27 protein-coding genes are annotated in these 24,734 nt (G+C 65.3%); 10 read left to right on the top strand and 17 right to left on the bottom strand.

Annotation, left to right across the window (positions count from 1 at the left end; translation table 11 throughout):
* Positions 1-484: 484 nt before the first annotated feature.
* The 4 genes from arcD (at position 485) to arcC (ending at position 5,303) form a co-directional block, all read left to right on the top strand.
* The gene (arcD, locus tag U5A52_RS30840; protein WP_321914913.1) at positions 485-1,966 is read left to right on the top strand and encodes an arginine-ornithine antiporter; all 1,482 of its coding nucleotides are present in this window, start codon (positions 485-487) and stop codon (positions 1,964-1,966) included.
* 13 nt (positions 1,967-1,979) lie between these two features.
* Positions 1,980-3,239, top strand: coding sequence for an arginine deiminase (gene arcA / locus U5A52_RS30845; protein WP_415774080.1), 1,260 nt, complete (start codon positions 1,980-1,982; stop codon positions 3,237-3,239).
* Positions 3,240-3,286: 47 nt separating this feature from the next.
* Positions 3,287-4,297: an ornithine carbamoyltransferase gene (locus tag U5A52_RS30850; RefSeq protein WP_321914911.1), complete on the top strand. Its 1,011-nt coding sequence runs from the start codon at positions 3,287-3,289 to the stop codon at positions 4,295-4,297.
* Positions 4,298-4,373: 76 nt separating this feature from the next.
* On the top strand, positions 4,374-5,303 hold the full coding sequence (gene arcC, locus U5A52_RS30855) for a carbamate kinase (RefSeq protein ID WP_321914910.1): 930 nt from the start codon (positions 4,374-4,376) through the stop codon (positions 5,301-5,303).
* Positions 5,304-5,430: 127 nt separating this feature from the next.
* On the opposite strand, the gene U5A52_RS30860 is transcribed toward arcC, so the two are convergent.
* The 4 genes from U5A52_RS30860 to U5A52_RS30875 form a co-directional block, all read right to left on the bottom strand.
* The gene (locus tag U5A52_RS30860; protein ID WP_110387579.1) at positions 5,431-5,685 is read right to left on the bottom strand and encodes an RNA-binding protein; all 255 of its coding nucleotides are present in this window, start codon (positions 5,683-5,685) and stop codon (positions 5,431-5,433) included.
* Positions 5,686-5,771: 86 nt separating this feature from the next.
* Positions 5,772-6,593 carry a polyphosphate kinase 2 gene (gene ppk2 / locus U5A52_RS30865; protein WP_321914909.1) on the bottom strand — a complete coding sequence of 274 codons (822 nt, stop codon included), beginning with the start codon at positions 6,591-6,593 and terminating at the stop codon, positions 5,772-5,774.
* A gap of 133 nt (positions 6,594-6,726) precedes the next feature.
* Complete coding sequence (locus U5A52_RS30870) at positions 6,727-7,170, bottom strand: PRC-barrel domain-containing protein (RefSeq protein WP_321914908.1); 444 nt, start codon at positions 7,168-7,170, stop codon at positions 6,727-6,729.
* 553 nt (positions 7,171-7,723) lie between these two features.
* Positions 7,724-8,365, bottom strand: coding sequence for a GNAT family protein (locus U5A52_RS30875; protein WP_321914907.1), 642 nt, complete (start codon positions 8,363-8,365; stop codon positions 7,724-7,726).
* A gap of 185 nt (positions 8,366-8,550) precedes the next feature.
* Here U5A52_RS30875 and U5A52_RS30880 point away from each other — a divergent pair, with 185 nt between their 5' ends.
* The gene (locus U5A52_RS30880; protein ID WP_233881541.1) at positions 8,551-8,994 is read left to right on the top strand and encodes a thioesterase family protein; all 444 of its coding nucleotides are present in this window, start codon (positions 8,551-8,553) and stop codon (positions 8,992-8,994) included.
* Positions 8,995-9,006: 12 nt separating this feature from the next.
* Here U5A52_RS30880 and U5A52_RS30885 read toward each other — a convergent pair whose 3' ends face one another.
* The 3 genes from U5A52_RS30885 to U5A52_RS30895 all read right to left on the bottom strand — a co-directional run bounded on the left by U5A52_RS30885 (position 9,007) and on the right by U5A52_RS30895 (position 11,420).
* Positions 9,007-9,324, bottom strand: a complete 318-nt coding sequence (locus U5A52_RS30885; protein WP_321914906.1) for a YnfA family protein — start codon at positions 9,322-9,324, stop codon at positions 9,007-9,009.
* Positions 9,325-9,401: 77 nt separating this feature from the next.
* Entirely contained in the window at positions 9,402-10,205 is an 804-nt protein-coding gene (gene phnX, locus U5A52_RS30890) for a phosphonoacetaldehyde hydrolase (RefSeq protein ID WP_321914904.1), read from the bottom strand.
* Positions 10,206-10,259: 54 nt separating this feature from the next.
* On the bottom strand, positions 10,260-11,420 hold the full coding sequence (locus U5A52_RS30895; protein ID WP_321937574.1) for a 2-aminoethylphosphonate--pyruvate transaminase: 1,161 nt from the start codon (positions 11,418-11,420) through the stop codon (positions 10,260-10,262).
* A gap of 138 nt (positions 11,421-11,558) precedes the next feature.
* On the opposite strand from U5A52_RS30895, the gene U5A52_RS30900 reads away from it, so the two are divergent.
* Positions 11,559-12,416 carry a LysR substrate-binding domain-containing protein gene (locus U5A52_RS30900; RefSeq protein WP_321914902.1) on the top strand — a complete coding sequence of 286 codons (858 nt, stop codon included), beginning with the start codon at positions 11,559-11,561 and terminating at the stop codon, positions 12,414-12,416.
* Between the two features lie 20 nt (positions 12,417-12,436).
* On the opposite strand, the gene U5A52_RS30905 is transcribed toward U5A52_RS30900, so the two are convergent.
* On the bottom strand, positions 12,437-12,658 hold the full coding sequence (locus U5A52_RS30905) for a hypothetical protein (protein WP_158757792.1): 222 nt from the start codon (positions 12,656-12,658) through the stop codon (positions 12,437-12,439).
* A gap of 269 nt (positions 12,659-12,927) precedes the next feature.
* Between U5A52_RS30905 and U5A52_RS30910 the strand changes: the two genes are divergently transcribed.
* Positions 12,928-13,599: a phosphoribosyltransferase gene (locus tag U5A52_RS30910; protein ID WP_321937576.1), complete on the top strand. Its 672-nt coding sequence runs from the start codon at positions 12,928-12,930 to the stop codon at positions 13,597-13,599.
* Between the two features lie 67 nt (positions 13,600-13,666).
* On the opposite strand, the gene U5A52_RS30915 is transcribed toward U5A52_RS30910, so the two are convergent.
* The gene (locus U5A52_RS30915; protein ID WP_321937577.1) at positions 13,667-13,963 is read right to left on the bottom strand and encodes a YciI-like protein; all 297 of its coding nucleotides are present in this window, start codon (positions 13,961-13,963) and stop codon (positions 13,667-13,669) included.
* Between the two features lie 215 nt (positions 13,964-14,178).
* On the opposite strand from U5A52_RS30915, the gene U5A52_RS30920 reads away from it, so the two are divergent.
* The 3 genes from U5A52_RS30920 (at position 14,179) to U5A52_RS30930 (ending at position 15,984) form a co-directional block, all read left to right on the top strand.
* Entirely contained in the window at positions 14,179-14,505 is a 327-nt protein-coding gene (locus U5A52_RS30920; protein WP_321937579.1) for a PsiF family protein, read from the top strand.
* Between the two features lie 319 nt (positions 14,506-14,824).
* Positions 14,825-15,268 carry a hypothetical protein gene (locus U5A52_RS30925; protein WP_321914898.1) on the top strand — a complete coding sequence of 148 codons (444 nt, stop codon included), beginning with the start codon at positions 14,825-14,827 and terminating at the stop codon, positions 15,266-15,268.
* Positions 15,269-15,396: 128 nt separating this feature from the next.
* Positions 15,397-15,984 (top strand): YSC84-related protein, encoded by a 588-nt coding sequence (locus U5A52_RS30930; protein ID WP_321914897.1) that lies wholly within the window; start codon positions 15,397-15,399, stop codon positions 15,982-15,984.
* A 33-nt stretch (positions 15,985-16,017) separates the two neighbouring features.
* On the opposite strand, the gene U5A52_RS30935 is transcribed toward U5A52_RS30930, so the two are convergent.
* The 8 genes from U5A52_RS30935 to U5A52_RS30970 all read right to left on the bottom strand — a co-directional run bounded on the left by U5A52_RS30935 (position 16,018) and on the right by U5A52_RS30970 (position 24,727).
* Positions 16,018-17,085 (bottom strand): glycosyltransferase family 4 protein, encoded by a 1,068-nt coding sequence (locus tag U5A52_RS30935; RefSeq protein ID WP_321914896.1) that lies wholly within the window; start codon positions 17,083-17,085, stop codon positions 16,018-16,020.
* 264 nt (positions 17,086-17,349) lie between these two features.
* On the bottom strand, positions 17,350-18,516 hold the full coding sequence (locus U5A52_RS30940) for an AAA family ATPase (protein WP_321937581.1): 1,167 nt from the start codon (positions 18,514-18,516) through the stop codon (positions 17,350-17,352).
* Positions 18,517-18,621: 105 nt separating this feature from the next.
* Positions 18,622-20,028 carry an alpha,alpha-trehalose-phosphate synthase (UDP-forming) gene (gene otsA / locus U5A52_RS30945; RefSeq protein WP_321914894.1) on the bottom strand — a complete coding sequence of 469 codons (1,407 nt, stop codon included), beginning with the start codon at positions 20,026-20,028 and terminating at the stop codon, positions 18,622-18,624.
* 100 nt (positions 20,029-20,128) lie between these two features.
* Complete coding sequence (locus U5A52_RS30950; protein WP_321937583.1) at positions 20,129-21,421, bottom strand: mechanosensitive ion channel family protein; 1,293 nt, start codon at positions 21,419-21,421, stop codon at positions 20,129-20,131.
* A 185-nt stretch (positions 21,422-21,606) separates the two neighbouring features.
* Positions 21,607-21,969: a Rap1a/Tai family immunity protein gene (locus U5A52_RS30955; protein ID WP_028207010.1), complete on the bottom strand. Its 363-nt coding sequence runs from the start codon at positions 21,967-21,969 to the stop codon at positions 21,607-21,609.
* Positions 21,970-22,063: 94 nt separating this feature from the next.
* Positions 22,064-22,789, bottom strand: a complete 726-nt coding sequence (locus U5A52_RS30960) for an ankyrin repeat domain-containing protein (protein ID WP_321914890.1) — start codon at positions 22,787-22,789, stop codon at positions 22,064-22,066.
* A gap of 67 nt (positions 22,790-22,856) precedes the next feature.
* Positions 22,857-23,642: a TatD family hydrolase gene (locus tag U5A52_RS30965; protein ID WP_321937585.1), complete on the bottom strand. Its 786-nt coding sequence runs from the start codon at positions 23,640-23,642 to the stop codon at positions 22,857-22,859.
* A gap of 41 nt (positions 23,643-23,683) precedes the next feature.
* Positions 23,684-24,727 (bottom strand): DNA polymerase III subunit delta', encoded by a 1,044-nt coding sequence (locus tag U5A52_RS30970; protein WP_321937587.1) that lies wholly within the window; start codon positions 24,725-24,727, stop codon positions 23,684-23,686.
* Positions 24,728-24,734 lie beyond the last annotated feature (7 nt).

Raw genomic sequence — 24,734 nt, forward strand, 5'->3', positions numbered from 1 at the left:
CGTCACGCGTCATTGCATTGTCAATCCGTATTCATTTTTAATATTTCGAATAAAAGCCTGGATTGAATACGCTCGCGTGACCACCATTTTATTGCCGGACTCAATCAACGAATATTCCAATTCGTATGCTGTGTTGTACCGCACAAATCAACCAAATCTCGGATTCTCCTCACCGCGCACAACACCTGTTCTGCGGGGAGATCATGCTTATGACTTAACCCGTACGCAATTGGCATATGAGCTGTCATAAAAATGCAATGCGCTAATGCCTTTAATTTCGCTAATTCCCGCCAATTCTCCTCTCCCTATCGGACCAAGGTCTTATTGTCAGATCGCGCGCCCACTATCAGATTGAGCGCGTAGCGGCGCGGGTTGCGCTCTCGCGGCATGCGACGCGCGCTGCAGACGCAGGCACAAAGCAAGTTGACGGGTTGGCGCGCAGCGCGAGATCTGCGGCCCTGCCGGCTCGTACAGGAGACCGCGCATGTCCGAATCGACGTCTACGCCTCGCCCCGCCGCAAAACCCGATAGCGCCGCCGCGCCAGCCGCCGCCAACAGGCTGCGCCTCGGCGCGCTCACCGCCCTCGTCGTGGGCTCGATGGTGGGCGGCGGTATCTTTTCGCTGCCGCAAAACATGGCGGCCAGCGCCGACGCCGGAGCGGTGCTGATCGGCTGGGCGATCACCGCGGTCGGCATGCTCATGCTCGCGTTCGTGTTCCAGTCACTGGCCGTGCGCAAGCCCGAACTCGACGGCGGGGTGTACGCCTTCGCGAAAGCCGGCTTCGGCGACTACATGGGCTTTGGCTCGGCGTGGGGCTACTGGATCAGCGCGTGGCTCGGCAACGTCGGCTACTTCGTTCTCCTGTTCAGTACGCTCGGCTACTTCTTCCCGGTCTTCGGCGAGGGCAATACGCCGATCTCCATCATCTGCGCCTCGGTGCTGCTCTGGGCGCTGCACTTTCTCGTGCTGCGCGGCATCAAGGAAGCCGCGATCGTCAACCAGATCACCACGGTCGCGAAGCTGGTGCCGCTGTGCCTCTTCATTATTCTCTGTGCGTTTGCCTTCCGCTCCAGCATCTTCACGGCCGACTTCTGGGGACAAATGAATCCCAAGCTCGGCAGCGTGACGAACCAGGTCCGCAACATGATGCTCGTGACCGTGTGGGTGTTTATCGGCATTGAAGGCGCGAGCATCTTCTCCGCGCGTGCGGAGAAGCGCAGCGATGTCGGCAAGGCCACGGTCATCGGTTTTGTTGGCGTGCTGCTTCTGCTCGTGCTCGTGAACGTGCTGTCGCTCGGTGTGCTCACGCAGCCCAAACTCGCCGCCCTGCAGAATCCTTCGATGGCAGGCGTGCTCGAAAACGTGGTCGGCCACTGGGGCGCGATTCTGATCAGCGTGGGGCTGGTCGTGTCGCTCGCGGGCGCGCTGCTCTCGTGGGTGCTGCTGTGCGCCGAAATCATCTTCTCGGCCGCGCGCGACCACACGATGCCAAACTTCCTGCGCAAGGAAAATGCGAAGCACGTGCCGGCCAACGCGCTGTGGCTCACGAACGGCATGGTGCAGATCTTCCTCGTCATCACGCTGTTCTCGAAGGGCACGTATCTCTCGCTCATCTATCTCGCGACCTCGATGATCCTGCTGCCCTACTTCTGGTCGGCGGCCTACGCATTCCTGCTCGCGCTGCGCGGCGAAACGTACGAAACCGACAGCGGCGAGCGCAGCAAGGACCTCGTCATCGCGGGCGTTGCCGTGATCTACGCGATCTGGCTCATTTACGCCGGCGGTCTCAAATACGTGCTGCTCTCCGCGTTGCTCTACGCGCCAGGCATCGTGCTGTTCGCGCGCGCAAAACGCGAAGTCGGCCAGCCCGTGTTCACGAACATCGAGAGGTTCGTTTTCGCCGCTGTGCTGATTGGCGCATTGGTGGCGGCTTTCGGCCTGTACAAGGGCTTTCTCACCCTCTGATTCGAGGAGTCTCATGATGAGTACGGACACTGTCGCCTTTGGCGTCAATTCCGAGGCGGGCAAGCTGCGCAAGGTCATGGTGTGCTCACCCGGACTCGCGCATCAACGCCTCACGCCCAGCAACTGCGACGAACTGCTATTCGACGACGTCATCTGGGTCAGCCAGGCGAAGCGCGACCACTTCGACTTCGTGACGAAGATGCGCGAACGCGGCGTGGAAGTCCTCGAGATGCACAATCTGCTGACCGAAGCGATTCAGAACCCGGAAGCGCTCAAGTACATCCTCGATCGCAAGATTCGCCCGGAAACCGTGGGCGTTTCGCTGGCCGGCGAGGTGCGCAGCTGGCTCGAAGGGCTGGAGCCGCGCCGCACCGCGGAATTTCTGATTGGCGGCGTGGTGGCCGAGGATATTCCGGACAGCGACCAAAGCAAGATCCTGAAGGAGTTCCGCAGCTACCTCGGCTATTCGAGCTTCGTGCTGCCACCGCTGCCCAACACGCTTTTCACGCGCGACACGACATGCTGGATCTACGGCGGCGTATCGCTGAACCCGATGTACTGGCCGGCGCGGCGGCAGGAGACGCTGCTCACCACGGCGATCTACCGCTATCACCCGCAGTTCGCCGGCAAGGACTTCGAGGTCTGGTACGGCGACCCCGACGAGGACCATGGCGCGGCCACGCTGGAGGGCGGCGACGTGATGCCGATTGGCAACGGCGTCGTGCTGGTCGGCATGGGCGAGCGTACGAGCCGCCAGGCCATCGGGCGTCTGGCGCAGAACCTTTTCGCCAAAGGCGGCGCAAAGCGCGTCGTCGTGGCGGGCCTGCCCAAGTCGCGCGCAGCCATGCACCTCGATACGGTATTCAGCTTCTGCGACCGCGACCTCGTGACGATCTTCCCGGAAGTCGTCAACGAGATCGTGCCGTTCTCGGTTCGCCCCGACGACAAGAGCCCCTCGAAGCTCGACCTGCGCCGTGAGGAAAAGCCCTTCGTGGACGTGGTGGCCGAAGCGATGGGCCTGAAGGCCCTGCGCATCGTCGAGACGGGCGGCAACGCGTTCGCGGCCGAGCGCGAGCAATGGGACGACGGCAACAACGTGGTGTGCCTCGAACCCGGCGTCGTGATTGGCTACGACCGCAACACCTATACGAATACGCTGCTGCGCAAGGCCGGCGTGGAGGTCATCACGATCACGGCGAGCGAACTGGGCCGCGGGCGCGGCGGCGGCCACTGCATGACGTGCCCGATCGTGCGCGACGCCATCGATCTCTGAGCGCCGCACCAAACCGCAACCCACTGCATTCGCAACGGAGAAACGACATGGCTTTCAATCTGCGCAACCGCAGCCTGCTTAGTCTGATGCATCACAGCACCCGCGAGCTGCGTTATCTGCTCGACCTCTCGCGCGACCTCAAGCGCGCCAAGTACACGGGGACCGAGCAGCAACACCTCAAGGGCGTCAATATTGCGCTGATCTTCGAGAAGACTTCCACGCGCACGCGCTGCGCGTTCGAAGTCGCGGCCTACGATCAGGGCGCGAACGTCACCTACATCGATCCAACCTCCTCGCAGATCGGCCACAAGGAGAGCATGAAGGATACGGCACGTGTGCTGGGCCGCATGTACGATGCGATCGAGTATCGCGGCTTCAAACAGGACATCGTCGAGGAACTGGCGAAGTTCGCGGGCGTGCCCGTGTTCAACGGCCTGACCGACGAATACCACCCCACGCAAATGCTCGCCGACGTGCTCACCATGCGCGAGCATTCCGACAAGCCGCTCACGCAAATCAGCTACGCGTATCTCGGCGACGCGCGCAACAACATGGGCAACTCGCTGCTGCTCGTCGGCGCGAAGCTCGGCATGGACGTGCGCATTGCCGCGCCGAAGTCGCTCTGGCCGCATGACGATCTCGTGGCGGACTGTAAGAAGTTCGCCGAGGAAAGCGGCGCGCGCATCCTGCTCACCGAGGACCCCAAGGCCGCCGTCAAGGACGTCGATTTCATCCACACCGACGTGTGGGTCTCGATGGGCGAGCCCATGGAAGCCTGGGGCGAGCGCATCAAGGCGCTGCTGCCGTACCAGGTGAACATGGCGCTCATGAAAGCGAGCGGCACGCCGCATACGCGCTTCATGCACTGCCTGCCCGCCTTCCACAACAGCGAGACCGTGATCGGCAAGCAGATCGCCGACAAGTATCCCGAGCTCAAGGGCGGCGTCGAGGTCACGGAGGAAGTGTTCGAGTCGCCGCTGAATCTGGCCTTCGAGCAGGCGGAAAACCGCATGCACACGATCAAGGCGATTCTCGTGTCGACGCTCGCCGACATTTGAGCTACGCCGCTCGACGGGGCGCGTGTGCAGTGCGCGCGCCCCACTTCACCGATACGCCTAACCTTGGGAGTCAGACATGCGAATCGTGATTGCGCTCGGCGGCAACGCGCTGCTGCGTCGCGGCGAGCCGATGACGGCGGAGAACCAGCGCGAAAACGTGCGCCTCGCGGCCACCCAGATCTCGCAGATCGCACAGGGTAACGAACTGGTGATCGCGCACGGCAACGGGCCGCAGGTCGGCCTGCTCGCGTTGCAAGGCGAAGCCTACAAGGACGTGCCCAGCTACCCGCTCGACGTGCTCGGCGCGCAGACCGAAGGCATGATCGGCTACATGATCGAGCAGGAACTCGGCAATCTCCTGCCGTACGAGGTGCCCTTCGCGACCATTCTCACCCAGGTCGAAGTGGACGCGAACGATCCGGCGTTCCAGCATCCGAGCAAACCGATCGGCCCGGTCTACACGAAGGAACAGGCGGAGCAGCTTGCCGCCGAACGTGGCTGGGCCATCGCGCCGGACGGCGACAAGTTCCGCCGTGTCGTGGCGAGCCCGCGGCCGAAGCACATCTTCGAGATCCGCCCTGTGAAATGGCTGCTGGAGCGCGGCACGATCGTGATCTGCGCGGGCGGCGGCGGCATTCCGACGCTTTACGGCGAAGGCCACAAGCTGGGCGGCGTGGAGGCCGTGATCGACAAGGATCTGTGCTCCGCCCTGCTCGCGCAGGAGCTGGAAGCAGACATGCTCATCATCGCCACCGACGTGGACGCCGCTTACGTCGACTGGAGCAAGCCGTCGCAAAAGGCGATTGCAAGCGCGCATCCCGACGAACTGGAGAAGCTTGGCTTTGCGGCCGGGTCGATGGGACCGAAGGTCATGGCGGCAGCCGAGTTCGCGCGTAACACCGGCAAGGATGCAGTGATTGGCGCGCTGCCCGATATCGTGGCGATTACCCAAGGCAAGGCGGGCACGCGCGTGAGCACGGAGAAGCCGGGGTTGATCTTTTATTGACGCCGGCCTGAGATCAGGCCTGACTTCGGTCCGAGTTCGAGCGCCCTGAAACGGCGCCTGAAAACGCAGGGCGCGCACCGCAGCTGACAAAGCCGTGGTACGCGCCCTGTTGTGTGTTGGCGCCCGCCTACTCCTCGCGCGCCGGCGGCATGACCTGAGCGCTGATGGTGTGATCGCGCCAGAACAGGTTGTTAATGCGGCCCTGCAACCTGCGCAGCCCCTCTTCGCTCGCCGCGTGGAAGGTGAGCAAGGCGCCGGGACGCCCCGCCCCCTCGATGCGCTGAATTGCGTCGTACGGCGGAAAACCGTAGCGCTCCAGAAACTCGTTGATTTCGGCGTCCGTGACGTGTTCGTCGATATTTCCCAGCAGCAGTTCGGCCATGGTCTACCCCTCGTGAGCGTTCAATCGTGATGATAGTGTGGTTTGATCCGCCGCGACGAGAAGCCGCGCCGGATCGCGCGCGCCGCTCAGTACTTCTCCTGCACGTACCGGTAGGGGTAGTCCGGGTCGCGGTAACCATGTGGCTTCTGGCGATCGGGCAGCGTGACCTTCTCGCGCGGCAGCGCCTTGTACGCAATGGTGTTCAGAATATGATTGATGACGTTCAGGCGCGCGCGTTTCTTGTCATCGGATCGGACAACGAACCATGGGGACTCCGGCGTATCGGTCATGTCGAACATTTCGTCGCGCGCGCGTGAATAGTCGTACCAGCGGCTATACGACAGCAGGTCCATCGGCGAAAGCTTCCAGATCTTGCGTGGGTCGTTGATACGCCCTTCGAGGCGCCGCGTCTGTTCTTTCTGGCTCACTTCGAGCCAGAACTTGATGAGGATCGTGCCCGAGTCGATGATGGCGCGCTCGATGAGCGGCACGCCGCGCAGGAATTCCGTCGCCTGTTCCGGCGTGCAAAAGCCCATCACGCGCTCAACGCCCGCACGGTTGTACCAGCTGCGGTCGAACACCACGATTTCACCGGCAGCGGGCAACAGCGGCAGGTAGCGCTGAAAGTACATTTGCGACTTTTCGCGCTCCGTGGGCGCGGGCAGCGCGAATACGCGAAACACGCGCGGGCTCACCCGTTCGGTGAGCGCCTTGATCGTGCCGCCCTTGCCTGCGCCGTCGCGCCCTTCGAACAGGATGCATACCCGCAGGCGCTTCTGGACCACCCACTCCTGCAAGCGAACGAGTTCGCCATGCAAGTGCTCGAGCTCCTTTTGATAGGCTTTTTCGCTGAGTTTTTCCGCCGGCTGCGTTGCGCTCGCGGCCTTGACTTCCTCTTTCTTCGCCATTGAATTGCTCCCCGCTTCGGACGCCTCCCACGAGGCATCCTTCCACTATGGTGTGTGGACGTGGCGCGCGCAATAGGACTTTGGACTAAGGCGCTGGCCGGCTTGACCTCCAGCAAGCGCGCCCGCGCGCGCGTCAATCGTGCGCGTAGTTGAACTCGGGCATGGCCTTTAGCTGCGCCTTATCGGTCTGCAGTACGATCTGTTTCCTGTCGATGCGCAGATCGTTGAACGGTACGGCCACGAGATGCTTGCCCATGCCGAGGAAGCCGCCCACGGAGAGAATGGCGAAGGCGCCTTCGTCAGGCGATTCGAGCACGATGTCGTCGATTGCGCCGATCTTGCCGCCGCTATTGTCGTAGACATCGGAGCCTACGAGCTTCGACGCGCGAAAGCCGGTGCCCGACTGCACCGTGGCCATGCGCTGCACGGCGATCGATTGCGGTGCGCCCTGCGCGAGCGCGGCAGAAGGCGCGCCCAACGTGCACCCAAGCGCGCACGCAAGCGCGACGACGCATGCCGATGTGTGCCGGGATGCCCGGTCACGCGACTTCAGCGGGCGATTCGATTGTGTCGTCATGGTATCCCCCTCCCTTGTGCAAATGGACGATGAATACCGCGCCAATGCAAGCGCTGTACCCGGGGGCCCACGTTCGCCATGAGGAGTCGCTTACGGAATACGGTTGCGCCTACACGGCGCGCAATCGCGCCGGGACCAGCGCGGCGCGGCGGATGTCCCACTGCTGCCCGCGCGGATAGCCGCGCGCCACTCACAGATGACTGCAAAGGTCCGTGCGCGAATCGCAGCAACGTGCGTTCCAGGAGCGTGTTGTGCGGCACGGCGCTTGCGCTTCGCCGGGCAAATGGATTTGCGTGGATTCGCGCATTCGCGATGCCGCAGCGCATCACGCACACGCACACGCATCCTGTAACGCGGAGAGGTCTATGCGTTCGAACTTCCTTCTTGCCGCTCGCTTTTTGCGTGGTCCCGAGGCCCATCTGCCGACAGAGGAGCCCGATAATCCGCGTCGCCCACCGCCCCCTCCGGTTTCGGACCCCGAGCCGCCGCCGGTACCCGAAGGCGATCCGCCGACTGAAGCGCCACCCGAGCGGCTGCGCCGACGCGGCAAGGCTCAGCCGGCGGCTTGTAACCGCCGCAACAAGCCAGCCTTCACCTCGGGCCACTCGTCCTCGATGATGCTAAAGCGCACGGAATCGCGCTTGCGGCCATCCGGCATGATGCGTTCACGGCGCACCACGCCCTCTTCTTTCGCACCCAGGCGCAGGATTGCGGCACGCGACTTCGCGTTGAGCACGTCGGTCGTGAACTGCACACGCACGAAGCCGAGCGTTTCGAAGGCGTAGCTGAGCATCAGAAACTTCGCCTCGGTATTCACGACAGTGCGCTGCGCCGAGGCAGCGAGCCACGTCGAGCCGATTTCCAGCTTGCGGTTCTCACGGTCGACCTTCCAGAAACGCGTGCTCCCCACCACGCGATCACTGGCGCGCAGCCGGATCGTGAACGCAATGACGGTGCCGGCACGCACGCCATCGAGCGCCCGGGCAATCCAGGCATCGACGGTAGTGGCACCAGGCACCACCGTCACCTTGAGGTTCCAGAGTTCGCCGTCCGCCGCCGCGGCGACGAGGCGTGGCGCGTCTTGCGCGCAGAGCGGATGCAGCGCGACCGTGCGGCCGTTTAGTGTGGGCAACTCGTTCGGCGCGGGGGGCGTATCGGCGGCGGTGCGGGATGCGGGGCCAGCTATGTCGGTCATGGCGGGAATCGATGAATATGGCGAGCGCGCAAGGTAGTCTCGGGCGAAAGGCTCACGCATTCTAGCGCCGGGCTGGCGCCGGGGGCGACGCGTCAGCCGTTACAATCGCGCCTGCCAACGCGCCCCGGCGCCCATGCCCTACAAGCCCGCTGGCGTCGCCCGTCCCCAATTTTTCGCATCGCATCATGGCCCGCATCGAGCTCCACTTTCCCGAAGACCAGTTCTATTACTCGACGCACCTCACAGTGCGCGTTACCGACATCAATTCGGCCAATCACCTCGCGAACGATTCGATGATCTCGATGATTTCCGAGGCGCGCGCGCGTTTTCTGTTCGACGCGGGCATCGAGGGCATGAAGGACGCGCACACGAGCATCATCGTGACCGATCTGGCCACGACCTATCGCGCCGAAGCCTACGCGCGCGACGCGCTCTGCTTCGAAGTGGGCATCATGGATTTCAACAAGTACGGCGGCGACATCATCTTTCGCATTACGCGGCCCGCCGACGGCGCGCTCATCGCCATGGCGAAATCCGGCTTCGTATTCTTCGATTACGAAGCGAAAAAGGTCGTACCGATGCCGCAGGCCTTTCGCGACAAGTTTCCGCAGGTCAATACCGTCGGTTGAGGTTCGCGCCGTTCAACGCGGCTGGAACATGATGAGCGCCATGCCGGCCAGCGTGAAGCCGATGCCGGCCCAGTCCCAGGGGCTTGGCCGGATCGCCTCGACGGCCCAGAGCCAGAGAATCGCCACGCACACATAAACGCCGCCATAGGCCGCATAGGTGCGCCCGGCGGCCGTGGGATGCAGCGTGAGCAGCCAGGCGAAAAGCGCAAGCGAAACAGCGGCCGGCAACAGAAGCCACGCGCTCGCGCCTTCGCGCAGCCACCGGTAAGGCAGATAGCAGCCGACGATCTCGGCGAGCGCGGTCACGACAAAAAGTAGAAACGTCTTCATGGGCGGCGGCCAATGACAGGGGCGCCCATGTTAGCGCAGGCGACGGGGTCGCCTGCAAAAGCCGCGCGAGATACAGCTTACGGCCGCTCGCCGCGGGCAAGCCGCGATTCGATCTCGTTCACCACGGGCAGCAGGTCGGCGACGCTGTCGATCACATAGTGCGCGCCCGCCGCGCGCAGACGCTCTACGGCCGCGGCGCGCCGGCGTGCGAATTCATCGGGGGCGAGCGCGTGGACTTCTTCCTCGGTCAGGCCGAAGGCGTTGCCGCTCACGGCGACCCCGACCGCCCACGTGCCGCCGTTGATGCCCTCTTCGATGCCGACTTCGGTGTCGTCCACCTTGATCGCATCGCGAGCGAGCCACACGCCGAGTTGCGGCAGCGTGCGGTAGATCATGTAGGGCGATGGCCGGCCCTCGGGCGTGTCGCCGGTGCAGACGATGCTGTCCGGCTCGAAGCCCTGTGCCTTCGCGCCCGGCACGATCTGGTCGATGATCTCCCGCGTGTAGCCGGTGGTCGAGCCGATGCGCACGCCATCGGCGCGCAGCGCGGCGGTCACGGCCGCCACGCCTGGAATGACGTCGCTGTACTGCGCGGCCACGGCAACGTTCTTCGGCACGAAGACGTCGTACACGGCGTCGATATCGGCCTCGCCCGGCGCGTGGCCGTAGCGCGCTTCCCATGCCGCCGCGACGCGCGGCAGCGCCATCAGCGCCGCGATGTGCGGACGCTTGGCCATGCCCATCGGCCCGCGCGCCTCGTCGATCGTGACCGGCACGCCGAATTGCTCGAAGGTCTCGACGAAGGCGCCCATTGGCGCGCGCGAGCCGTAGTCGACCACGGTGCCCGCCCAGTCGAAGATCACTGCCTTGACGTGTTTCATTGCATGCGTCCTGCCAAATAATCGGTGGTCTGTACTCTTAACAATAGGCGCGCATCAAGCGGCGAGCGCTTCGCGTGCGCCGAGATCGACTGGCGCGGGCGCGGCACTCGCCACGCCGAGCGCGCGCAGCGCTTCGCCGCATGCGGCCACGACGCGGCGCATGACGGTTTCGTCGAGCGCACCGATGCAGCCGATGCGAAAACTCTCCACACTGGTCAGCTTGCCCGGATAGATGATGAAACCCTGTGCCTTCATGAGCTCGTAAAAGCGCGTGAAGTCGAATGCGGGATCGGCCGGCGAAAAGAACGTGACGATGATGGGCGAGCGCCAGGATTCGGTCAGCAGCGGCTCGAAACCGAGCTCGCGCATGCCCTCGACGAGCACGTCGCGGTTGTGCGCATAGCGTGCAAGTCGCCCAGGCTGACCGCCTTCGAGCGCGTGCAGCCGCAGCGCCTCGATGAACGCGGCCACGGCATGCGTGGGCGGCGTGAAGCGCCACTGGCCGGTGCGGTTCATGACATCCCACTGGTCGTAGATGTCCAGCGCGAGCGAGTGGCTCACGCCCTTTGCGCGGCTCAGGACTTCTTTTTTCGCGATCACGAAGCCGAAGCCCGGCACGCCCTCGATGCACTTGTTCGCCGACGAAACGAACGCGTCGCAAGGCAGCGCGCGCACGTCGAGCGGAACGGCACCGAACGCGCTCATCGAGTCGATCAGGAGGCGCCGCCCCTGGCGCGCCGTCACGGCCGCGATCTCCTCGATCGGGTTCAGAATGCCGGAGCTGGTCTCGCAGTGCACGACGACGACATGCGTGATGTCCGGGTTCGCGACCAGCAGGCGCTCGACGTCCGCGGCGCGAGGCGGCAGGTAGTCGCCGGTATCGTGCACGGTGTGCTGGCGGCCCAGGTAGCGCAGCGTCGTGGCAATGCGCTTGCCATACGCGCCGTTGGCGAGCACGAGCGCGTGGCCATCGCGCGGCACGAAGCTGCCGAGCATCGCCTCGACACAATAGCTGCCACTGCCCTGCAACGGCACGCAGTCATAGTCACCACGCTCGTCGCCCGCGATCTGGAGCAGCGCGGCGCGCAACTGCGCGGTCATGGCGCGGAAGTCGGCGTCCCACGAGCCCCAGTCGCGCTGCATCGCGGCCTTGGTCGAGGCCGCGGTGGTGAGCGGTCCGGGGGTCAGGAGATACGGCTCGGCGGGGGTGGTCATGCGGGCTCCGGTGGGCGTCAGGGCTGTCAATGGCGACACGTTAGCGCAGCGCCCTCCATCGGTAAAATCGATATAATCGATGTCGATATAAGCCTGACTTATCCCTTGCCGTTTCCCCTGTTACCGGAGCGCTTCGACATGCAATACGCGCAGTTGCGTGCTTTTCACGCGGTCGCCGAACACGGCGGGTTCTCACGCGCCGCGCAGGCGCTCTCGCTCACGCAGCCGGCCGTGTCGGACCACGTGAAGCGGCTCGAACAGGATTTCGGGGTCAAACTCTTCGAGCGCGGGCCGCGCGGCGTGGAACTCACGGAACTCGGGCGGCGGCTATTCGCGGTGACGCGTCAGATGGTGGGCTGCGAGCGCGACGCGCGGCGGCTGCTCGAAGCGGCGGGCGCGCTCGAATCGGGCGAACTCGCCCTCGCCGCCGACGCGCCGGACCTCGCGATCAAGTTGATCGGCGCGTTCAGGCGGCGCTATCCCGGCGTGGTGATCAAGCTCTCGATCGCGAACGCGACTGAATGCATGCGCCGCGTGCTCGCGAGCGAAGCCGACGCCGCGATCACGGCCGCGCGCCAGGTGCACAGCCGGTTGCAGGCGCGCGTGCTGCGCGAGGAACCGCTGGTCGCGGTGGTGCCCGCGGAGAGCCCCGCCGCGAAGAAGCGCCGCATGACCTATGAGGAACTCGTGCGCGAACCCATGGTGTTTCGCGAAACGCATTCGGTCACGCAGCAATTGCTCGAAGCCGAACTCGTGCGCAAAGGCTTGCAGGTCCAGCCCGTGCTCTATGTGGATGGGCGCGAGGCGCTGCAGACGGCCATCGCGCAAGGCGTGGGCGTGGGCGTGATCGCGCATGCGGAATTCGGCGAGTCACGGCGCATTCGCATGCTGCCGCTCGTGGACTGCCAGGTGCGCATGGTCGAATCGCTCACGCGCCTCGCCGACACGTCCTCGTCGAACCTGCTCGACGCGCTCTTTGCCACGCCGCTCGATTAAGGAGCGCGATGACCGGGCCTTCAGGAGACCACGATCGCCGTGCCGACCGCATGGAGCAGATCGCGCAGCGTCTCGGCCTGCTCCATGCGCGCGCCGTGCCGCAGGTGTATGCGCACGGCTCGGCCCGCGATGCCGTCGACCGGGCGCGCGAGCCATAGCTCGACGGCAAGCCCGAGGCCGTCAGGCGCATCGGGCACGACCGGTTCGACGACGCGCGGATTGAAGGAGGCGGATTCGGACATGGCGAGACCTCGTCGGTAGCGGGATCGACTTCATCGTAGCGAGGCAGCACGAGCGCGCCAAACGAGAAATCCGCGTATGCAAATGAATGCCGCCAGGCTTTGGATCGCGCTGGCAGTGGCATGCGCGAGCCGCTCGCACCACTCGCACGGTGTGCGGCGTGCTGGCTGCGTGCGCGGCGTTGCTTTACGAGCAGCGTGCGCCTGTGAGTGGCAAACTGAACGCATCGTTGTGCGGCGGTTTGCCCGCAACGGAATCGGAGGATCTCCTCATGGAACGCCCCTTTACCGACCGCCGCGAGGCGGGCCGCTTGCTCGCCGGTCCGCTCTTGGCCTACGCGGGCAGACGCGACGTGATCGTGCTCGCGCTCCCGCGCGGCGGCGTGCCGGTAGGCTATGAAATCGCGAAGGCGCTGCACGTGCCGCTCGACGTTCTGCCCGTGTGCAAGCTCGGCCTGCCCTGGCAGGCGGAACTCGCCATGGGCGCGCTGTCGTCGAACGGCGCACAGTACGTGGACAGCTCGCTCGTGCGCAGCGCCGGCGTGAGCGAAGCGCAGTTGCAAAGCGCCATGGCGCTCGCGCGTATCGAGCTTGGCCGGCGCGAGGCGCGCTATCGCGGCGAACGTGCGCCGCTTGCCGTGGCGGGCCGGGTCGCGATTGTCGTCGACGACGGGATGGCCACAGGTGCGTCGCTCAAGGCCGCGGCGCTCGCACTTGCCACGCTTGGCCCGGCGCGCATTGTCGCGGCGCTTCCGGTCGCGCCCGCCGGCTCGCAAGAGCGCCTGAGCGGCGCCGTGGACGAATTCGTTTGCGCACGCATGCCCGAGGCGTTCTACAGCGTCGGCCAGTTCTACCTCGACTTCGATCAGGTCAGCGACGAGACCGTACGCGACCTGCTGGCGCTAGCGGCCGCTGAGGACGCAAACGGCGAAGCGCCAGTCTGAACCTCGCCCGCTGTTTGTGCTCGCAGTCGATCGCACCCAGCCGCGCCCTATTGCACCCTGGCGCACCCTATCGCACCGGACTCGAAGCCGCTTCGCCCACCACCGTTTGCCAGGGCCGCACGCGCCACCGCTTCACTAGCCCTGAGCGCACATACGGGTCGGCGCGCGCGAACGCTTCTGCGGCGGCCGGGCTTTCGCCCTGGAAAAGCAGCAGCGCGTTGTCGACGGGATCGGCAATGGCTCCCCCGAGCAGTAGTTCGCCGCGTTCGGCGGCGGCCCAAGCGAGCGCCAGATGCGCGCTGCGGTGTTCGGGGCGGCGTTCGAGATAGTCGTCTGCAAGCTCGTACATCAAGAGGTAATGCATGCGTGTTCTCCGTGCTGTTGCGGCCGCGTCGGACGAGGTTGGCTGAGTCGACGGCCGATAGCGAACATTGTGCAGCAGCGCGCGCGTCAACCGAACACATCGCCGCATCGTTTTAATGGCGGCTTTGCCATAATGGCGGCGCACGCAAGACGCACCGTCCACAAGCGGCCAGGCCGCACGGTAACTCAGAACGACCAAACTCAAGGGAGTGAACGATGAAGATGCAATCCGTCATTGCTGCAATCGTGCTGGGCGGCGTGCTGGCCGCGCCGGCGTTCGCGCAAACCGCCGCGCCTGCTGCGCCCGCCGCGCCCGCTGCGAACAGCCAGCAAAACAAGATGAAGGCGTGCAACGCCCAGGCCGGCGACAAGAAAGGCGATGATCGCAAGGCTTTCATGAAGCAGTGTCTTTCGGCTGCCGGTGTTCCGGCTCCGACGATGACCCAGCAGGAGCGCATGAAGGCGTGCAACGCCCAGGCCGGCGACAAAAAGGGCGACGACCGCAAGGCTTTCATGAAGACGTGCCTTTCGACAAAGAGCTGAGCGAACCGAATTCAGGCACCCTTCTGAACGGCAGGTCCCACGCGCCGCAGCGTTTGCTGCGGCGCGTTTTTTTATGCGTCGGTTTTGTGCGCTGCAGCGTTCGCTCGATCTGCGCGCGCCCGGGTCTTCGGTTGTGCGAATCATCGTGGAAGGAGGCGAAGTCACCTGAAAACGCGCGGATTTGCGTAATCCAGCGCATTCAGCCTGGTCGTTTTTCTCCTATGATGGCTGGAGCGGCGGCCCCTGCCTGCGAAATCACCTATTAGCCATCGGGCAGCCGAGTTGACGTTGATGCCAAAGGCATCGAACGGAGGCGCAGATGGCATGGAGACACAAGAACCGCTGGTTTCGCCGCTGGCTGATGGTGATCACCTTCTGGCTTGTCCCGGTGATGATCGTCGCGGTGCGCGAGGTTCAGGACGAGATGGCGTACAACCGCGCGGACTTGCAGCGCGCGCTGACGACCTGGACCTTCACCGACGCCGAGCGTGACGCCGGCGCCGCGCTACGCTGCCACGGCACGCCAGACACCGCGCGTGCGGCCGGTTGTCCCGCCGCAGTGCTCGCGGCGAACGCGCAGCGCCAGCAGGAAGCGCGCGATGAATACGCGGTACGACGCACCACGCTCGCGGGCTATTTGTGGCACGCGTTCGTCGGTTACTGGGTCGTGCCCGCTGCGGTGCTGCTCGCGTTCGGCGTGCTGATCGGCGGCGTGAAGCGCGCCCTGCGGCGGCCCACGGCCAAACCGGTGCCGGAGCACTAGCTTCTTTCGTGCATGCGCCACCGCGCAGCGTTTGTGCTGCGCAGCCTCAAAGTGCGGAGCGGGACGTTCAGGTATAACAAACGGACGCCGTGACATCACGGCGCCCGGAAACCAGAACGGAGAATAAAATGGCCGTATCCCGCTTCATTTTGAAGGCTTCTGTCGCTATCGCCGTCGGCGCCGCGGCACTCTCGGGCTGCACCACCACCGGCAGCCAGGCACCGAACGCCGCGACCAACGCGTCGCGCGCCGACTCAATCAACTCCGACGTCGACGCTACGCTTTCGCGTCTCTATCAAACCGTGCCAGGCTCGCGCGAGCTGGTCAGCAAAGCTCGCGGCATCCTCGTGTTTCCGCGCGTGATCCAGGCGGGCATTGGCGTAGGCGGCGAGCACGGCGACGGCGCGCTGCGCGTGGGCGGCAGCACGGTTGGCTTCTACAGCACGTCGTCGGCTTCGGTCGGCGCAACGCTCGGCGTGCAGTCGAAGTCGGTCGTCTATCTCTTCATGACGGAAGACGCGCTCGCGAAATTCCGCAATTCGAGCGGCTGGTCGGCAGGCGGCGACGCATCGGTCGCGCTCGTGAAGGTCGGCGCGAACGGCTCGATCGACACCACCACGGCCACCAAGCCCGTGCAGGTCTTCGTGCTCACCAACAGCGGGCTGATCGGCGACCTCTCGCTCGGCGGCACGAAGATCACGAAGCTCGACTTTTAAACGCGCGCAAGCGCGCCCGTTACGTCCGCGGGCTCAACTCGCGGACGTATCGATCACCTTGAAGCGCGAGCGCTTGTTCGCGCGAATCACGGCCTCATACGCCTGCACGTACTCCTGCGCCATGCGGTGCGAGGTGAAACGCTCTTCGAAGCGGCGCCGCACACCGGCACGCGTCACGCGCGAGATGCGGTTCACCGCCGCCACGGCACCAATCTCGTCCTCGACGATAAAACCCGTCACACCCTCTTCCACCACCTCCGGCACCGCGCCGCGATTGAACGCGACCACGGGCGTGCCGCATGCCATCGCCTCGATCATCACGAGGCCGAACGGCTCCGGCCAGTCGATCGGGAACAGCAGCGCATGCGCGCCGGAGAGGAATTCGGCCTTCTGGCTGTCGTTGATCTCGCCCACGTACTCGACGTGCGGCAGCGCGAGCAGCGGCTTGATGTCGCGCTCGAAATACTCGCGGTCCGCTTCGTCGACCTTGGCGGCGATGCGGATGGGCAACCCACAACGCCCGGCAATGCGTATTGCCGTGTCGACGCGCTTTTCCGGCGAAATGCGGCCGAGAAATGCAAGATAGCGCTGCTCCACGGGCTGCGGCGTATAGAGCGTCTCGGGCAGGCCGTGGTAGACCGTGCGCAGCCAGCGCGCCTGCGGCATCGGCTGACGCTGTGAGTTCGAGATCGAAATGACGGGCGCGGTGTTGAACGTATCGAACACCGGCTGCTGTTCGGGCAGGTCGAGGCGGCCGTGCAGCGTCGTCACGAACGGCGTTTCCTGGCGCTTGAACACCGAAAACGAGTAGTAGTCCATATGGAAGTGCAACACATCGAACTGGTCGGCCTGACGGCGCACCATTTCCATGAGGAGCATGTGCGGCGCGATGCGGTCGCGAATGCCAGGGTCTAGCCGCAGCGCGCGCGGCCACACGGGCTCGAGCTTCGCGCTCGTGAGCGAATCGCCGCTCGCGAACAGCGTGACGTCGTGCCCGAGTTCGACCAGCGCTTCGGTGATGTATGAAACAGCGCGCTCGGTGCCGCCATAGAGCTTGGGCGGGACCGATTCGGTCAGCGGGGCGATCTGCGCAATTCTCATCGAGTGTCTCCAGGAAACGGGGCCGCGTTGCCCGTTCTTGCGGTGCTGGACATTCTAAGGCAGCCGGACCCGGCCTCCGCGGCCCGGGCTTACCCCGGGTAAGCACGGATTGTTGCGGGGTTGGGTCCGGTCAGGCCTGCGCGACGGGCAACTGTCCCATTCGGCTATCCCCATTATTCGGCAAGCGGGCGACGTGCGCCGTCAGTCTTTCAATTTCTATACGGTGTTACATGCCGAAACAATCCCTGCGTTTGCCCTGCCGGCCTACCTGGCGGGCCATTTCCATGCCGGCGCGTCGAGCGTGTCCGGATCGGCGAATCCGGTTGCGCCGAGGCGCCGCTCGAGCACGACCGACTGGCTGCCCGCCTCGCGCTCCAGTGCCGCCACGAGCCGCGCCGCGTGCGAGACCACGATGACCTGCGAGTGCCGCGACGCCCGCGCGATGAGCCGTGCAAGCGACGGCAGCAGGTCCGGGTGCAGGCTCGTCTCGGGCTCGTCGAGCACCAGCAGGCCGGGAGGCCGCGGGCTCAGCAGCGCCGCCGCGAGCAACAGGTAACGCAAGGTCCCGTCCGAGAGCTCCGCGCCGCGCAGCGGCCGTAGCAACCCCTCCTGGCGCAGCGCCACCTCGAAACGGCCCTCGTGATTCACGATCTCCACGCGCGCGCCCGGAAAGGCGTCGCCAATGGCGGTGTCGAGCGCCTGCCCGTCGCCGATCTCGCGGATCGTTTGCAGCGCGGCGGCGAGGTTGGCGCCGTCGTCGGCTAGCACTGGCGAATGCGTGCCGATCCGCACCTGGCGCGCGCTCGCGTGTTCGTCGGTGCGGAAGTGGTCGTAGAAGCGCCACGAGCGGATCTGCTCGCGCACGGCGATCATTTCAGGCGCGCTGCGCGGGTCGGCGTACTCGGTCATCATGCTGTCGAAGCTCGCCACGGGCTGCGCGAGCGTCGTCCATTCGCCCGATGCGTCGCGGATGCGGATCATCGGCCCCTGGCGGTCCACGAGCAGCGCCGAAGGCCGCAGGATCGGTCCGCTCCAAATGCACTCGCGCTTGATGACCGGGTCCAGCGAAAACTGCGAGGTGGACGAAGGCAACGGCAATCCCAGGTCGATCGCGTAGCCAAAGGCGTCGCCCGCGAAGCCAAGGCGCAGGCTCACCGCGTCTTTGCGCACCGTGCCCTGCACGGCGTACTCACCCGCTGCGACCGCGCGCGAGAAGCGCTCGGGGCCCGCCCATAGCGTCGATTGCAGGCCGCCTTCGCGCGCCAGCGACGGAATCACGCCGCCGCGCGCCGTGAGCGCGAGCAGGCGCAGCGCGCGATAGAGATTCGACTTGCCGCTGCCGTTCGGGCCGGTCACGACGTTGAGCGCGCCCAGCGGCACGATGAGTTCGCGCAGCGAGCGGTAATTGGCGATGGCGAGCGTAGTCAGCATGAACGTGCGTGGCGAGTGCCTTGGGTGATGCCTTGGTGGTGCCTCGATAAGCCACGCATCATACGCAATCGTTCAGCCACGCGAACCGCCTGTGCCCTGCATCCGTCAGCGCGGCTGGGGCACTGCCGCGAGATCGCGCAGGAAGCTGTCGCGCCACACGCCCAGATCGTTGCGTCTGAGCGCCTCCATGTTGGTCTGATAGCGCGCCTGGCGTTCTTCGAGCGGCATCGAGAGCGCGCGCTCCAGCGCTTCCGACATACCGGCCGCATCGTGAGGATTCACGAGCAACGCACCGGAAAGTTCAGCCGCGGCGCCCGCGAAGATCGAGAGCACGAGCACGCCCGGATCGGCGGGATTCTGCGCGGCCACATACTCCTTGGCGACGAGGTTCATGCCGTCGTGCAGCGGCGTCACATAGCCGATTTGCGACTCGCGAAAGAGCGACATCAGTTTCCAGCGGTCGTACTGCTGGCTCAGATAGCGGATTGGCGTGTAATCGAGGCTCGAATAGCGGCCGTTGATGCGCCCCGCCTCGCGCTCCAGTTCCTCGCGTATGACCTTGTAGCTCGCGACGTCCGAGCGTGTGGGCGGCGCGATCTGCACGAGCGTGACCTTGCCGCGCCATTCGGGCGATGTTTCCAGCAACTGCTCGAACGCGTGGAACCGCTCGACGAGCCCCTTGGAGTAGTCGAGCCGGTCCACGCTCATGATGAGCTTGCGCCCTTCCAGACTCTGCTTGAGATCGAGCACGTGCTGGCGGCTTTCATAGCGCGCAGCCTGCTCGGCGATTTCATCGGGAAACACGCCGATGCGGTAGACACCCGTGCGCAGTTTGCGGCCGTACGCCTCGACCTCCCCATGCTCCGGATTCTCCGCGCGCGCTCCCACCTTGCCGCGCGCCTCGCGCGCAATGTAGTCGTGAAACGCCTGCTGGTCGTTTTGCGTCTGGAAGCCCAGCAGGTCGTAGCAGCACAGCGATCTGACGAGTTCCTCGTGCGGTGGAATGGTCTGCAGCACTTGCGGCGAAGGAAACGGAATATGCAGGAAGAAGCCGATACGGTTGCGCACGCCTTCCGAGCGCAGCGCTTCGGCGAACGGAATCAGGTGATAGTCGTGAACCCAGATGTTGTCGTCCGGGTGAAGCAGCTTCATGAGCTTGTGCGCGAGCCACGCGTTCACGCGCCGGTAGCCCGCATATTCGTCGCGCTCGTAGCGCGCAAGGTCGTTGCGGTAGTGGAAGACCGGCCACAGCGTGGCGTTCGAGAAGCCGCGGTAGTACTGATCGTAGTCCTTGCGCGTGAGGCCGACCGTTGCGAAGGTGACGGGGCCGTCTTCGACGAGCGTCGGCCCCGCGTTCGCCACCGTCTCGCTCACCACGTCGCCGCTCCAGCCGAACCACACGCCGCCCGCGTCCTTCAGCGCGCCGAACACGCCAACCGCGAGCCCGCCCGCCGAGCCTTTGGTTTCGGTCGGCGTCGCCACGCGGTTCGAGACGACTATCAGTCTGCCCATCTTGCCGTTCCTCCTCCTGTCCTCGCACTGCTGCATCGACTGCGCAATGGATTGCCCGAGCAGCATGCCGCCGTTGTGCTCAGGTGACCTTCGCTGCGGTTCAGGCTCCCTCGCGGCGACTTTCAGTCGCCGGCTCACGGGCGCTGGCGGCTTCGGTCGCGTTGGCGTCCGCCGCCGCCGCCTGGCGACGCACCTCCAGTTCCTCGCTATCCCCCGGCACGCGTGTGCCCGTCACGGGATCGGCCTCAGTATGAGCCGCCGTGCTCGCCGCAGCCTGCCGCGCCGGGCGCCGCACGAACGACGACACGTCGCCGCTGCTGCTTTCGAGTTCCGCGGAAACCTCGGCGCGCGCTCGCGGCAGGAACTGCGGATAGTGCTCGTTGACGAAATCGAGCAGCCCTTCGCGCACGCGGCAGCGCAAATCGAAGTTCAGGCCCGAGTCGCGCGAACTCACGAGCACGCGTACCTGCATGGCGCGCTCGTTGGCGTCGGTGACCTGTAGAACCTGCACGCGGCGGTCCCATTCGGGCGCGCCGTCGACAATGCGCGCGAGCGCCTCGCGCAGCGGCGCGAGCGGCATGCGGTAGTCGAGCCACAGAAACACCGTGCCGATGATCTGCGAGCTGCTGCGCGTCCAGTTCGCGAACGGATTCTCGATAAACCACTGCAGCGGCACGATGAGCCGCCGCTGGTCCCAGATCCGCACCGAAACGTAGGTGCCCGTGATTTCCTCGATGCGCCCCCACTCGCCCTGGATCACGACCACGTCGTCGAGCCGGATCGGCTGCGAGAGCGCGATCTGCAAACCGGCGATCAGATTCCCTAGCACGGGGCGTGCCGCGATACCGGCAACGAGACCGGCAACGCCCGCCGAAGCGAGCAGGCTCGCACCGATCTGCCTCACGTTCGGGAAGGTCATGAGCGCCGCGCCCACCCCCACGATGATGATGAGCACCATCACCGTGCGCGCGAGCACGCGGGCCTGGGTGTGAATGCGGCGGGCCTGGAGGTTGTCGGCGATGTCGAGCGGATGCGCGGCGATGATGGCTTCGCCAATCGCGGCCGCGCAGCGCACCGAAAGCCAGGTGATCGCGGCGATCAGCGCGAACGCGCACAACTCGCGCAGGCCGTCGATGTGCCTGAGCGTGTCGGGCGCCTGCCACCAGACGAACTCGATCGCGAGGATGGCGAGGACGGCCAAAGCCGGCTTGCGGATATAGCGCAAGAACCCGCTGACGCGCGGATACGGGCGTGCGATGCGCAGCAGGACGCGGCCGCCGACCCAGTGCATGGCGAACGCGAGAACGAGCGCGAGCGCGCTCACGAGCAACGTGCCGAGCCAGTCGTGCAACGGCGCGTCGGTAAAACGGGAGAGATCGTCGAGTGTCGGCATCTGCGGCCAGTTCCTCCTGAGCATCCTGAGCAAAAAGGTGACTCTTGGAAACGGCACGGGCGCCAAGCCCGCGGACGGCCACGGCGACGGTTCAACTGGCCTCGCAGCGGCCTCGATGATGAGTGGCGCGGCGAGAGAAGGCGCCGCGCCGTGCTACCTGTTACATCTACAACAACCGACCGGCCTCAGCTGCCGTTGCCGGTCTTGCAGGGAAACGCCTTGCCAAGCCCGAGCGAAATGGCGGTGCTGGCGTTATAGCCTGCCACGTTCGGGTTGTCGGCGATGTACTTGCGCACCGCGTCGGTCAGTTGCGCGGAGCGCGCGTCGGGCGGCAGGCAGAAGTATTGACCCACGCGCGGCCCGGTAGTGCCGCCAATGGCGTCGATCGTGTTGAAAATGCCGTCGGCGGCACCTTCGATATAGGCAGCGCACGCACTGCGCGAAGCCACGTCGGTCTTCGTGCAGAGCCGGTTGAGGTCGCTTGCCGTGAATGCGAAAGCGGAGAGCGGCAACGCCATCGCGCCCGCACAGATCAGAACCCGCAGCATGGTTCTCCTTGAATTGTCGTGGGGAGCGGCGCTGCGAGCATGTCGAGCGCCGCCGGTCGGCCGCGTTGGTCCAGTGCGGCCGCCTTCATCCCCATTATTTTGCACTGTTTTGCGGCGCTGCCGGGGCCGCCGTGGAGAGGCCAGCCTGCGTCATGCGCGCCGTCAGGTCCTTGATCGCGTCCGGCGCCTTGTACTGGCGCGCGAAATCGAGCGCCGTCATGCCGATCTGGTTCTTGGCGCCGAGCGTCGCGCCGTGCTCGAGCAGCATCTGGAGCGTCGTGAGATGGTCGCCGCGCGCGGCCATCATCAGCGGCGTCGTGCCGTTGGGCGAGAGCGCGTTGACGTCGGCCGAATAGCCGATCAGGAGCTTCGCAACGTCGTCGTTGCCGTTCGCGGCGGCGTAGTGCAGCGGCGTCCAGCCCTTCTTGTTGACCTCGGCGCCCTTGGCGATGAGCAGCTTCACGAAGTCCACGTCGCCGTTCAGCGAGGCCAGCATCAGCGCGTTTTCGCCTGCACGGTCTTCGGCGGCGATGTTCGTCTTCGGGTTGTCGAGCAGCACCGCCCCAACCTTGTCGGACTTCTCGCGCGCCGCGATCACGAGGAGCGGCATGCCCTGGTCGTCCGTGGCGTTCGGGTCCATGCCGTTTGCGAGCGCTTTTTGCACGCCCTTGTCGTCGTCGAACTTGACGCTCTTGATGAGCGAGTCGATCGGAGCGGCGTGGGCCGCGGCGCCAAACAGCGTGGCGGCGACGCCGAGCACGAGCGCGGCGGCGGTACGGCGGACAGGGTTTGCGGCGTGCGGAAGCGGTTTCGAGTTCATGTCAAGCCTTAACGTTATCTGCTATGTCGTTGATATTTAACACCATTGACAGCATGCGGTTTGCGATTCAAGCCTGAGGCTGGATCTTGAAGAGCCGGAAAAAGTTCTGTGTGGTGACAGCGCCGAGTTCGGCGTCCGGCAACCCGCGTTGCTGGGCAATGAATCTTCCGACATGGCTCACGTACGCAGGTTCATTGGGTTTGCCACGAAATGGCACTGGCGCAAGGTATGGCGAATCGGTTTCGATCAAAAGACGCTCGATCGGCACGCGGCGCGCGACCTCCTGCACATCCGTCGCGCTCTTGAACGTCACGATGCCCGAAAGCGAGATGTAAAAATTCTGCGCAAGTGCGCGCTCGGCAATCGCCCACGGTTCCGTGAAGCAATGCATCACGCCGCCGGGCTCGCCCGCGCGCTCTTCTTCCATGATGCGCAGGGTGTCGTCGGAAGCCGCGCGCGTATGGACGATGAGCGGTTTGCCCGTGGCGTGCGCCGCGCGAATGTGGGTGCGAAAACGCTCGCGCTGCCACTCCATGTCGGCGATCGTGCGCTCGCCCAGGCGATAGTAATCGAGCCCCGTTTCGCCGATCGCGATCACCTTCGGATGCACGGCCAGCTCGACCAGTTCGGCCACGCTGGGCTCGCGCATGTGCTCGTGGTCGGGATGCACGCCCACCGACGCGTAGACGTTCTCGTAGCGGCTCGCGATGTCGAGCACCGAAGGCAGCGTTTCGAGGTCCACCGACACGCACAGCGCGTGCGTGACGGCGTTCTCGCGCATGTTCTCGAGCACCTGCGGGAGGCGGTCGCCGAGGCCCTCGAAGTTGATGTGGCAATGTGAATCGACAAACATGGGTGGTCCTGCGATGAAAGATTCAGGCCGGAGCGCGAGCGTCAGGCGAACAGTTCACGATAGCCGAGAAAGAGTTCCTCGAACACGAGGCGCGCATTCAGCGGATGGTTTTCCACCGCGCGCTGGCGCGTGACCGTTTTCAGGTAGCGCGCCAGCGCCGCCGCGTCGAGCTTCGCGGCGCAGCGCGCGAGGCCGTTCGTGGCCTGCGGGAAATAGCGCGGACGGCCTGCGGTGTGCTGGGCGAGCAGATCGTAGACCCAGCGCTGCAGCCAGCCGAGCACGAGCGGCACCGGCAGCTTTTGCAGCGTCTCGCCACAGGCAAAAGCGTCGCAAGCCGGGCCCGCCGCGAGCTGGGCCAGCGTCCAGTCGCGCAGCGTGCGGTTTTCGTCGTTCGCGAGCGCGAGCGCCGCGAGCGGCGCGCCGCCGGCTTCGGCGAGCAGCGCCGGCGCGTCGTCCACGCCCTGCTGCGCGAGCCAGGCCGTGGCGGCTTCGGGCGCGGGCGTGCCCATGGGCCACTGCCGGCAACGGCTGATGATGGTCGGCAGCAGGCGGTCGATGCGCGCCGATACGACGAGGAACACCACACCCGCAGGCGGCTCTTCGAGCGTCTTCAGCAGCGCGTTCGCGGCGGCGACGTTCAGCGCCTCGGCCGGGTACAGCACGACCACACGCAGGCCGCCGCGGTGCGAGCCCACGCCTGTGAAGTCGAGCAGCGCGCGCACCTGCTCGATGCGGATTTCCTTGCTCGGCGCGCGGCCCTTCTTGCCTTCTTCGCCGTCACCCTTGTCTGCTTTCTCAGCCTTGGCGTCGTCGTCGCCGGCCTGGCCGATTTCACCCGCCAGAGCCTCCGGCACGACGATCCGGTAATCCGGATGATTGCCCTGAACAAACCAGTTGCACGCCGCACAGGCGCCGCACGGCTCGCCGTTGGCCTGCGGCGCTTCGCAGAGCAGTCCCTTCGCCAGATGCTGGGCGAACTGGAGCTTGCCGATACCCGCCTGGCCGTGCAGCAGCAGCGCATGCGGCCAGTGGCTGCGCAGTTGCTGCAGGCGTTGCCAGTCGTCGGTTTGCCAAGGATAGATCATCTTTAAA

The sequence above is a fragment of the Paraburkholderia sp. J8-2 genome (genome assembly GCF_905220195.1).
In the GTDB taxonomy this organism is placed as follows: Bacteria; Pseudomonadota; Gammaproteobacteria; order Burkholderiales; family Burkholderiaceae; genus Paraburkholderia.